Origin of the sequence: Paramagnetospirillum marisnigri, from assembly GCF_001650715.1 — a bacterium.
Taxonomy (GTDB): Bacteria; Pseudomonadota; Alphaproteobacteria; order Rhodospirillales; family Magnetospirillaceae; genus Phaeospirillum; species Phaeospirillum marisnigri.
Window position 1 is genome coordinate 1 of sequence record NZ_LWQT01000076.1, and the last position, 11623, is coordinate 11623.

Here is an 11623-nt window from a genome sequence, read left to right on the forward strand (position 1 = left end):
GAAATAAAAGCCTTCTGCGTGGTCATCGCAGCCGTGATCGCCATTTGCAACGAGTGGCGGGTTATGGGAAGGGTGAGCGAAGCGGATATGCCTGCGTCTCTTGCCGCGATTAGCTCATCGGCGCTCCACTGGTTATCCAGGGCGATTACGGGAAGGGATTGAGGAGGTTGCCCTTCCCCCCAACGTACATGCTTCAAAACCGTTAGGTGCCCAGTTCCACCAAGCTTATCGCACAGAATGATATTTATATTTGATGCATTTCCACGCTCGAGATGCAGCATGGCGTGACTGATATCTTTTGTTTCTTCCTTAACTACAAAGCCACACTCACGCATCACCGAAATAATAAGCCTTCTGGTCGCTGCATTTTCGATTGCGACGTGCGCATTAACATTAGGTGTGATTTGTGAAGAATTTGCCATTTTTGACATACACTCTGGATGCATTAAAATATTTCAGCGCATCACATTGCCTTACAGCACTTTCGCGCCAGATGGTGAGGTTTCGCGTCAAAGGCGCAGCTAACTTTTCTCAAATCCGCATTCAATTGCCGGCAAATATCTCGAAAACATCAACTTTACGTGGCCTGACTCCGGAAGATTAAAAACATTTCTGCTAATTCTTCAGAAATAATTTCTATACCTCCAAGCTTGCTTTCTTTTGTGGATATCCCGTCACGCATAGAGCCGTCAGATGCCACACTTAGGGCCCCGGCTGGACCAGACCCACTGCTGTCGTTCGATATTAGAAGCAGTATCTCCATTTGCTGCGCTATGTTCCCTTATCACTCCCTAGTGCAGAAGTTAAAGCGTGGTGGAGCGCCTTGATTGTGAATGGTTTTCTGATGAAGTGGTTTGCCCCGGCCGCCGCCGCCATAGCTTCCGCGCTCTCACCTTGCACACCAGTGGCGAGGATAATGGGGATGTTGGAAACAATGCCGTCTTGGCCGGCCCGGATGCGGCGGGTGCATTCCATGCCATCCATCCCCGGCATCATCCAGTCCATAATGATAACGTCAGCACCGCCCTCCTTCAAAGCCTCCATGGCCTCGGTACCGTCTTCCGTCTCAACGACGTCATTGATCCCGAACTGGGCAAGGACGATTTTGATCAATGTCCGCATCTGAGGGGCGTCCTCAACGATGACGGCACGTTTGGCTTTTTCTGGCATTCTCTGGTCCTTCTATCTGGAGGGATACCCCCCCATGCTCGAATTAACTGATGAACTTCGAATTGGCCAACCGCCCCAACCTGACCGACTCCGGTCTTTCTGTCGACGCTATCGCCCAATAGAACATACTAAGGTATGCTTGCTCGGTGTTCTTGGATAGCGCGTGCGTGGGGGGGGGAGAGTTGGCAAACTCCATTGCGTTAAGCCGACCATCACTGACACTTCTGTTTTCAAGCCTGATCGTCATGGCGCTGCTGATCGTCGGGGTTACCCATACGGCTTGGGTCGAACGGCAACGTAGCGTCGAAAAAGCTCAATCCGCAAACCTGATCACCGCCCGTCTCCTGGCCGAGCAAATAAGCGCCATCATCCGAGAGAGCGATGCAATTCTGACCCACTACGCTTCGGAGATTGCCGAGGGAAGTAGCACTTTAGAGGCAGTTGATAATATACGAGGGATAATTACCAAATTTCCACAAATTGGCTATGTTCTGGCTTTTGATCGCAACGGCCATGGGATTGCCTCAACCATAGACAAAAAGCAACCGTCCATTGAGATATCTGATCGTGATTATTTTACACACCACAAGTCAGGCGCAGAATTTTTAATCGGCCACCCAGTCGTTGGTCGACTAACCGGCAAGAGTGTCATTACCATTTCGCGTACGCTGCATGATGCCGATGGCGGCTTCGCTGGGGTGTTGGTGGCAGGCGTGGAAACCGAAGTAATCGACGAGTTGCTGCGGACGGCATCGCCGGACCCAATCGCGACTGCGGTGGTATTTCACCTAGACGGAACTCTGCTGGCGCGCAACCCGCCGGTCCAGGTGGGGCAGAAATTTCCAGGTGCTCCAATCCTGACCTTTATTGCTCATCATCCCTATGGATCACAAGAAGTGGTGGCCGCAGTCGATGGTCTCGTTCGGCTCTACGGCTTTGCCGTCGTCCCCAACTATCCTCTGGCAGTAGGCGTCAGCAAGGTATCCAGTGCAGTTCTCAATGAATGGTATGCGTTTGTCACCAAGCTGAGTCTCGCCTCCTTTGTTGTAATCAGCGCGCTGTTTCTTCTTCTTTGGCACCTTCAAAAGTACAGGGTGGAACTCGAACACAGCAAGTTGCATGCGGAGGCCGCAAGCCGGGCCAAAAGTGACTTCCTGGCCACCATGAGCCATGAAATCCGCACTCCGATGAATGGTATCATCGGCCTGACGCATCTGGCCTTGATGGGCGATCTGGCGCCCAAGCAGCGCGAGTACATTGAGGGCGTCGGGCAATCGGCTCAGCATCTACTCGCCATCATCAACGATATCCTGGACCTCTCGAAGATCGAGGCCGACCGAATGGAACTTGAGAATGTGCCATTCGACCTGTCTCAAGTCGTCGATGACACCGTGGCACAGGTCAAGAATGATGCGACGGCAAAGGAGTTGAGTGTTTCCGTTCAGTTCGGTCCTGCTGTTCCCCAGAAGCTGGTCGGTGACCCGCGGCGGATTGAGCAGGTGCTGCTCAATTATCTGGGCAATGCAATCAAGTTCACGCAACAGGGTGGTATCACGGTCAGGGGCGAAGCGGAGGCCGCCGAACATGATGGCGTGCTGTTGCGCATCTCCGTCACCGACACAGGCATCGGCCTGACGCCTGAGCAGCAGGCCGATCTGTTCAAGCCGTTTCAACAGGCGGATATCTCGATTACTCGCAAGTTTGGAGGAACGGGGCTTGGGCTGGCCATTGCCAAGCGACTGGCGGAACTGATGGACGGTGAGGTGGGGGTTGAAAGTGCTGTTGGCCGCGGAAGTACCTTCTGGTTTACCGTGCTGACCGGGCGATCCGCCGAGAACGGATTGATCTCGCCGACGGAAGTCCCGGATCGGCGGACGTCGGTTACCCAACCCGGTTCAGAGGCGAAGGACTATTCCATTTTGCGGGGTACGCACGTGCTTCTCGCTGAAGACGACCCTACCAATCGGACTGTGGTTGTCGGATTGTTGGCGGCTATGGGAATGGAGGTGGATGTCGCCGCCGACGGTAAGGAGGCCGTCGAAAAAGCGGTGGTGAAAGATTACGAAATCGTCCTGATGGACATGAGAATGCCCAACATGGATGGCGTGACCGCGACCCGGCTGATCCGCGAGAGGGAGGCTCTAGCCGACCTGCCCATCATCGCCATGACCGCCAATGCCTCGACTGCACAGAAAGAGGAGTGCCTTGCCGTCGGGATGAACGACTTCATCGGCAAGCCGTTCGACCCTAACGAGTTCTACGCCATCATTCACAAGTGGGTGACCGGCTTGGGCGACGCTCAAATGCTCGGTGGGGCTAGTGTAGCACTGCTCGGCGAGGGTATCCATCTCCCGAACCATATCGATGGTCTCGACATCCGTGCTGGATTGCGGCGGGTGGCGGGGATGAGGGTGCTGTATATCCAGACTTTGAAGACTCTCTTGGACAGGGGGGATGTCATCGGCGACATGCGGAAGGCCGTGGCTGAGGGAGATATCCAGCTGGCCATCCGCGAATCCCATACTATGAAGAGCGCTGCCGGAATGGCTGAAGCCGCAGAGGTGCATCTCCTTGCCGCCGAGCTTGAGGCGGTGCTGACAGAAGGCGACATTGAGCGGAGTATATTGCTGTTAGACAGTTTGGAAGTCGCGTGGGCGTCGGTGCTGAAGGCCGTAAAGTCCGTTGTGGATGGTAGCGGATTTCCTTCGGTTCGGCAGTAACGACCCCATCATGTCCAGCGGCTCAATTTGACCCACTGCTACCATCCTGGGGCGGGACCGGCTTGAAGGTAATGCCATCCGAGGCGGTATAGTAATCAGTGCAGCATTCGCCTTATAATGTGCTGTTCAAGTCGTTCCACCCGTGCGAATAGGCGCCAAGAGCGATCCATCAGTCTACGAAATCCCAAAGGGAGGTTGGTGTCCTCTTCACCGCTTCGATCCAAGCATACATCGGAAAAAGTGAGACGCCTCTCTTCGGCCAAAGCCTCCTCTGGGGTCAGCTCACCAGCGTGAACCGCCTTTTGCACCATCAGCCACGCCATAACCTGCGTCAGGCGGGAAGTGACGCGCATTGCCTCGCAGTTCAGCCGTAGGCCGACATTGTCTCCAAGGCGCTTCCGTTCTCGACGTTCGCAGTACCGCATATAGTTTCGAGCCTCGACCAGAAGGCCCATGGTCTCATCGAACGTTCCTCGAAAAAAAGCCGCGTCCTGCATCGGCAGTCTCCCCAGGTTGATTAGCCATTGCGAACCTTGGCGACGAAATCTCCGACCAATCGACGGAGCGATGCGGACTCCGAAGACAGCTTCTGCGCAGCACAGAGAACCATAGCCGAGGACTGTCCGGTTTCACTGGCAGCCGATGTGACGCCGCCGATGTTGCTGGAAACCTCTTGGGTGCCCCGAGCCGCCTCTTCCACGTTTCGGGCGATCTCCTGCGTTGCCGCTGATTGCTCCTCTACGGCAGATGCAATCGCCGAAGAAATTTCATCGATCCGGCCGATGGTTGAATTAACGCTTTGAATTGCCTCGACGGCACGACCCGTTTCGGTCTGGACGGTATTGATCTGCTGTGCGATTTCATCAGTCGCGCGTGCAGTTTGGTTGGCAAGGCTCTTGACCTCGTTGGCAACCACGGCGAAACCCTTGCCAGCCTCACCTGCACGAGCAGCCTCAATGGTCGCGTTCAAGGCGAGTAGGTTGGTCTGGCTTGCAATGTCGTTGATGAGTTTGACAACTTCGCCAATTCGTCCGACCGCTTCAGACAGTCCATGGACGATTGCATCCGCGTGAGACGCCTCATCAACAGCATCGCGTGAAACGCGTGCCGCATCGCTCACCTGCCGACCAATCTCCGAAACCGAGGCGGATAGCTCCTCTGCGGCGGCGGCAACGGTCTGAACATTGGCACTTGCTTGTTCCGAGGCGGCGGCCACGGCATTTGCCTGGGCAGAAACCTGCCCGGATAGAGAGGACATGGTTTGGGCCGTCAGTTCCATATCAGAAGATGCGCCTGCAACATTGTCCACCACTGTGGCGATGCTGGACTCGAACTCTCCGGCTAAGCGCTGCATTTCCGAACGAAGCTGCTGATCAGCCCGGTGCTTAGCGTCGGCTGCCTCTGCCTCGACGCGAGATTTGTCGATGGCATTGCGCTTGAAAACCTCGACCGCACGGGCAATCTGCCCGGTCTCATCTTTTCGCTCAGTGCCGAACACGTTGATTGAGATATCGCCTTTGGCAAGGCTCTGCATGACTGAGGTAATCTGATGAATGGGCACGGAAACCGAACGAGCAATCAGGATCGACAGCACCACGCCGAGAATGATGCCGAGGCCCACGAGGCTGAAGCTGACGGTCCGATCAGATGCATAATTTGCCTCTCCCTCCAAGAAGGACGCGTTGGCTTCTTCTCGCTGGTAGTCCATCAGTTTGCGGAGGGGAGTGGCGGCCTTGCGAAACTGGTCTGTTCCCGGTCCCAGCAAATCGATCCGCGCACCTTCCAGGTCACCGGCAGAGATGCGGTCCCAATTGGCAGTCAGGTAGCCGCGATATGACTTGAACCCAGCCTCAGCGTCCCGAGCCAGGGCCGCCTCTTGAGCAGTCATCTGGGAAGATGCATAGCTCACCCACGCCTTGTCCAGATCACTCATCTGCTTTTTGAACTCGTCCCTCAGCGCCGCCACCTTGGCAGAGTCGCGCTCCACCGTGGCACTGACCGTCCGGATACGGATGCGATGGAGGGCATCGACGACCCCGGAAAGGTCGCTAAGCGCCTTGGTGGTGTCCTGGGCGACCCCTTTGAAGCTGTCGTGCATTCGACTCAACCCGTGAATGCCGAACCCACTGGTGGCGATCAAGATCGTCAGCATAATGGCGGTCAGAGCGGTCAGCCGCCGAGCAATGTTCCAGTGGAAATCCATCACATCCCCCAGGGAAGCCACATTGAAAGTGTAGGGCGATTTTCATCTAGAATAATTCCCATCACTAATGTAGCTGATGTAAATGGGGGCGGGAAGAGGTGAGGCTCACGGCTGCCCACCGTGCGGATGGGTTGGAAGGGCTGAACATGGCACAACAGGGCCATAGCGGACGTTCCCGCCCAGTGGCGGCTGTCGGAGGTAAAGCGGTCGGTGGCCTCGACGCGGCGGATCGCCACCCCATGCCTTGGCGCGATCTCCGCTATCGTTGCCAATCAAGTTTTCCGTAAGTAAAAATATTGCAATGAATAAGTTATTTATCATGATAAATATCTACGCAATATAAATCGCATGTATTCGCTCGGCTCTTGTTAATCTTAATTCACGATTAAAATTATTCATCTCATATCGTTAGTTAACGTTAGTTACCATAGAATATCGGCGACGTGCGAATTTGACCAGGGAGTCGGTAATGGGGAGTGATCGGCTAGAGATTTGACTCCCCCCTACCCACCGACTTGGAACATGCGCTGCTTTCCTTGCATGTCGCAGCGGGTTTGGTGCTGCATCCCCCGCACTTCCAGCCGATGTGGTAGCGGCGCACGAACCACGCAGCCACCAACACGACGACAGCAAGGATGGATGATACGTCCCAAATGTCGATCATGCCTGATAAACCCTCTTCCCTGGGATCACACCGCGAACACCCCCCTTTGGTTCTTCCATGTCACCAGTGCGACGGGGGATCAGGTGGACGTGAACGTGGAAGACTGTTTGACCGGCAGACTGCCCTGCATTGGCTCCGATATTGAACCCGTCGATGGCTTTATCCGTTTGGATCATATTTGCGCGGCAATCCTGAACAAGAGATTCGACGGCGTTCCGTTCGGGCTGGTGAAGATCGAAATAATCCGCAACATGGCGACGGGGGATAATGAGGGTATGCCCATCCGTCACTGGAAAGCCGTCACGGATTGCAAACGCCAGTTCGTTTTCGGCAATGATCCGAGTTGATGGCAAATTGCAAAAAGACAATCTGCGACACGGTGTTCATAGCTGGCTCGGACAGCGGCGAAATCGGTATCGTCACGGTCACGCTTTTCAGCATTGCAACGATAGCACAGGGCCTGAAGATTGGAGAGATCGTCACTCCCGCCCTTATTCCGGGGGATGATGTGGTCAACCTCAATCGCCCGCTCTTCAGCTTTGACTCCACAAGCTTCGCACCGCCCTTTGGCGCGGCGGAGAATGTCATAGCGGAGGCTGCCTGGAATATACCCGGATGACTTTTTGCGGTGCTGCCAAGGAGCAAGCCCCCGCTTCTCCAGATACTCGGCAAGTTTCCCGTTGCACATTTCGATCAGGGATTGCCGCTCATCCTCGGCAAGATTGGAGAGGGAGGCTGCAAGAACGTAATCGGCTCCATCCCTTTCAACAACCCCATGCTGGCCAAGTACCCGTCCGGGCATCTCGCGAACAATGGCTTCATAATATTCAATCTGGCTGCGGTCTTCGTTCAGGAAAGCCTTTGCGATAGCCGTTCGCGAAGCACGCCCACCATTTTGCAGCAATACGCGAAGCATGACCGGCTGATAGATATGGGACATGCGCATCTTGCTGGTGATAAATGTGACCAGTTGCTGGAATGCGCTCATCTCCGCACCGCCATTGCGCCCGCCACATGCGGGGGTGAGCCTGGAGGCGTCTGGACCTTGCCAACAGTCATGCCGCGATTGTCGGTGATATGCCAGTTGCCGGGGGATAGCTCTTTGAGTTGCCCAACGGTGCTGCCGTTGCGGTCAACGAGATACGTCTGGCTCCCAATGGTGCGGGTTCCCACAGCGGGGAGATCGGCAGCGATGGCTGGGGTAGCCAGCAGCACGAGGGTCAGCAGCGCGGTCCATGGCATGCGCCGCCTATTACGGCGAGTCGGTACGGGTGGAGATATTCCGAAATGTCTCATACACGCCACTACTTTTCTATCTCAACCACAGATTTTGTCGCAGCATTGACCTTGAACCGGCCGACCTCGCCAGCATCATCTTTGGCCAAAACATTATAGTTTCCACCTCGATACTCGATGGAGATCAAATTGAAATGACCAACCTGGGCAACCGCCAGCATTGCGTCCATTGCACTAACTTCTCTTGGTCCTGGCATGTGGACGAAACGCGAGGTGATGCCATTCTTGACGGCTTTCCCAGTTTCGGCGTTCACAGCATGTTGATTGACGACACCGAAACTATCCCTGATTGCGGCAGAGCAGACCCCAGGCTTGCATTTGATTCCTCGAACATCATGTCCATCTGCGACCAGTTGATGAACGATCGCTGCGGGGGGCAAGTCGGATACTGGAGCCGCGCTCGCAACTGAAAAAGTTAGAGTCAAGATGGGCGTGACCAACAGTTTTAAAAAATTAGAAATCATTATCGATCCAATTCATACTAGCGCAAATAACATTGCAGAATCATCTGAACAACTTTGGCCGATGCGGAAGATTTTTTCATGGCGTTGCTCTCATTTTTGGATTCGCCAATCGAGCCTACAGGCCCAAGGCGGGCAACGCTGCCCTCCAATTTCAATATCGGCCAGCACATCCCCGATCATTGACCTGAACCGAAAGAATGATGCCCGCCCCCATTCAGTGCAAGAGGGGAGTTTGAATCGTGGCAAACTCCCCGCCCCAAACCCGCATGAATGCTGGCTTTCGTTGCTTCAGGGGAGTTTGGGGAGTTTGTTTCGGCCTGCTCTATACACATCTTGATGGATGCGCGATTGGCTAATTTATAAATAGCGGTAATTAACGTTATTTATTTTCACTGACTTTTATCTCTCAGGAATGAAAAAGAAACTCCCCAAACTCCCCTTTTGCTTAAAAACGCTGTATTTCTGCGGGTTTCAGCGGGGAGTTATCGCGCCTGGAAACTCCCCCCAAACTCCCCAAACTCCCCGAATGGAAAGGGAACACATCCGTTGTGCCCCCCTCGCGCAACCTACACCGCCTCGATCTTCCAGCGTTTTGCGGAATGTGAACTCCCCGCCTGGATGATCCGATGACCGTTGACGATTCGGCCCTTGCGACTGCCCAGCCACCGTCCAAGCCTCAAGGAGTTTACGGCACCACCAGCACCGGCAACCGTCAGCAACGCCTCGCGCAGTTCATCCCGGTTGATGGCGGGATTATACGCTTTGGGCTGAACCAAGCCAATAATCTCCGCTGTGGTAAACGCACTGTCCATCATGACTGGGCGTAACGCGTCGATCACAGCGGCATGACTGGACAACTCGGGATCATCGTCCCTGGAGCGTTCAAGCACCGCAATTGGGTCAGCCATTCCCAGCCACATGAGGGCGGAGCGCACCGTATCAGACCATACCTCGAACGATCCGAGAGGAACCGCCTGCCTCGGTCTCCCTGCGGCGATATAGGCCCGGATAATGGTCAGGCAGTCGGCGACATATTGCCCACGATGTGCGTGGGCATCAGCTACCGGATCACTGCTGAATTCGCGCAACTCAGGACGTTCACAGCCGGGGTCGAGTGTGGCAATCAATATGCGTCTGGTCAGGTCACCCTCAACGGTGAGATTGTTGCCTGTAGCCCAGAACGATACGCAAGTTGAAACGGTGTGAGTTACTGACACTCCCAGTTCCCGCTGCTGTAGACTTTCTGAGGTAAATAACTGATTCAGCAAGTCCCCCCCAATCGGCTTTGAGACATTATCGATGAAGATGTACGGCATCCCCGCGATAAGCTGCGATCCGATACGCTTTTCAAGTTCTGCGGCGTCTGTATACGTGATGGGAATACATTTTGCGCCCGATGCCAATACGGATTGAGTATCGACCACATAGGTTTTGCCCGAACCGGCGACATGAGCATTGAAGCCAAATCCCGGAGCCTTCGGCAGGCTGGGGCGGATCACGCCGGTAATGGCCCCAGCAAGGCACACCGAGCGGTCAACATCGCTCCGCCAAGGAAATGTGCGAAACAGCCCACCAAGCCGCCCAAGTGCTGTCGTAGCGGCATCTCGGCTGGGATCGGGAAGAGGCGGCATCCTCAGGTCGGCTGTGTCCAAGTAGAGCATTGAGGCGGCGTCATACCCCGCCTTGTCCGTCACAATGCCCGTTTTCAGGTCAATGATAGGACAAGGCGTAATGCCGCGTAATGGAGGAAATCCAGAATTGGGGCGTGCAAGGATCATTTCCGCAATCTGGCTGGAACAAGGAACCACCTTTTTGGTGTCGTCACCCGGTTTTGATTGAACGAATGTGGCCGCACTACACGCCAACTCAATGAGATGTGCCTTTTGCACAGTCCGCGTCGATGTGGTTCCAGTGGTCGGATCAGTGACTACGGCAACTGTGACGCCACTCCGGCTGTAAATGTCGCGGCCCGCCCCGGCAATCGCGGCAACGGTGGCGCTGACCGTCGATTCAGGGTCGGTGGATCGCACGACCACGACGGGTTTCTTGGTGGCTGAATCACCGAAGAGACGGGCTGGGTCGTTATCCGAATCCCACTTGGCTTTCAAACGGTTCATATCCGCCCACAGACGCGGTTCTGATCCCTCAAACCGAGAGGCAGCTCCGCTGGGATTTGCCAGGAAAGCTTCCCCGATTTGCCGGGTGCTGTACCCGGCGCTTCGTGCCTTGAAGTAACTCGTTGCGATATGCTCTGAGCGCATTCCCTCTTGGATGGGTTCTGCAAACATTGCCATGAGTGTGGGCGGCATGGAGGCTGGGTTATCCATCTCGGGAATGTTTGGCACGTCGTCAGGTAGCTTCCGCTCAGTGCGTTTGGTCTTTTTGGGCTCTGGAAGAGAAACAGGAGGGAAAATATACTTCAAAAGGTCAGTTGATGCAGGCTGGTCCGAGTTCTCATAGACAGTCCGGACCAACTGAGGATCGGGAGAGCGCCCCTCAGTAACCTTCTTTTTGTTCGGCCTATTCATTGTTCCAGCGATACGCCATACATGGCATACATCCTTGCCGCATGGGTCAGAATCTGCGGATTGGACCAAGGAAGTAGCAATCTGTTTTGCCTCCTTCGGACCAAGCATCTTGTCGAGTACATAAAATGCCTGATATCGGCCCTTGCTGGTTTCAAGGGTAAAAGAGGGCGGAACCAGCAAGCGCCTCTGCCAGTTCTCAGCATCTTCGTCGTCAAAATCGACCGAAAGAGCGAAGAGGCCGATAATGTCTTGCTCGCTCCCCTTCTTTCCTCGCACAAGGTCGGGTTGCATAATCGCAAGTGACATATAGACGTTCGCATGAGGGGTTTCCCCCATTCGACGGATGGCGTTGGCTTGTCCAGCCACATCTCCAGGAGCGAAGTGCTCGACATGCGGGATAATGGCTTCTCCCGTTGTCGGATTCTGCCCGTATGCAGCAATCACAATCTTTCCGTTGATGTCCGGCGGAATGTTGCGCTGGACCATTTCGAGGAAATGCACTGACCGGCCCCCAATGGCGGCTCCAGATCGAATGTTAGTGAAGCATGGTTGATGTTGCCTGGCCAGGGGCGACGGAG

General features: G+C 54.9%; 8 protein-coding genes and 1 pseudogene. 1 reads left to right on the forward strand and 8 read right to left on the reverse strand.

Translation table 11 applies throughout. The features are described 5' to 3' along the window. Both A6A04_RS22950 and A6A04_RS14300 read right to left on the reverse strand, forming a co-directional pair. A pseudogene (locus A6A04_RS22950) lies at window positions 1-422 on the reverse strand (hypothetical protein); the annotation flags it as partial. A gap of 349 nt (window positions 423-771) precedes the next feature. After that, window positions 772-1170, reverse strand: coding sequence for a response regulator (locus A6A04_RS14300; RefSeq protein ID WP_068494016.1), 399 nt, complete (start codon window positions 1168-1170; stop codon window positions 772-774). A gap of 182 nt (window positions 1171-1352) precedes the next feature. Between A6A04_RS14300 and A6A04_RS14305 the strand changes: the two genes are divergently transcribed. Beyond that, on the forward strand, window positions 1353-3890 hold the full coding sequence (locus tag A6A04_RS14305; RefSeq protein ID WP_156612623.1) for a hybrid sensor histidine kinase/response regulator: 2538 nt from the start codon (window positions 1353-1355) through the stop codon (window positions 3888-3890). Between the two features lie 95 nt (window positions 3891-3985). Here the strand turns inward: A6A04_RS14305 and A6A04_RS14310 are convergent, their stop codons facing one another. The 6 genes from A6A04_RS14310 to A6A04_RS14335 all read right to left on the reverse strand — a co-directional run bounded on the left by A6A04_RS14310 (window position 3986) and on the right by A6A04_RS14335 (window position 11546). Further along, complete coding sequence (locus tag A6A04_RS14310) at window positions 3986-4387, reverse strand: DUF1465 family protein (protein ID WP_068494020.1); 402 nt, start codon at window positions 4385-4387, stop codon at window positions 3986-3988. Between the two features lie 20 nt (window positions 4388-4407). Then, window positions 4408-6093: a methyl-accepting chemotaxis protein gene (locus tag A6A04_RS14315; protein WP_068494031.1), complete on the reverse strand. Its 1686-nt coding sequence runs from the start codon at window positions 6091-6093 to the stop codon at window positions 4408-4410. Between the two features lie 660 nt (window positions 6094-6753). Further along, window positions 6754-7047, reverse strand: coding sequence for an HIT family protein (locus A6A04_RS23630; protein WP_407670272.1), 294 nt, complete (start codon window positions 7045-7047; stop codon window positions 6754-6756). Further along, the gene (locus A6A04_RS21805) at window positions 7044-7745 is read right to left on the reverse strand and encodes an HNH endonuclease (protein ID WP_216636117.1); all 702 of its coding nucleotides are present in this window, start codon (window positions 7743-7745) and stop codon (window positions 7044-7046) included. The genes A6A04_RS23630 and A6A04_RS21805 overlap by 4 nt, the downstream gene beginning before the upstream one ends. Before the next feature lie 316 nt (window positions 7746-8061). After that, the gene (locus tag A6A04_RS22420; protein ID WP_156612624.1) at window positions 8062-8517 is read right to left on the reverse strand and encodes a hypothetical protein; all 456 of its coding nucleotides are present in this window, start codon (window positions 8515-8517) and stop codon (window positions 8062-8064) included. A 566-nt stretch (window positions 8518-9083) separates the two neighbouring features. Then, window positions 9084-11546: a DNA-primase RepB domain-containing protein gene (locus A6A04_RS14335; protein ID WP_068494029.1), complete on the reverse strand. Its 2463-nt coding sequence runs from the start codon at window positions 11544-11546 to the stop codon at window positions 9084-9086. Window positions 11547-11623 lie beyond the last annotated feature (77 nt).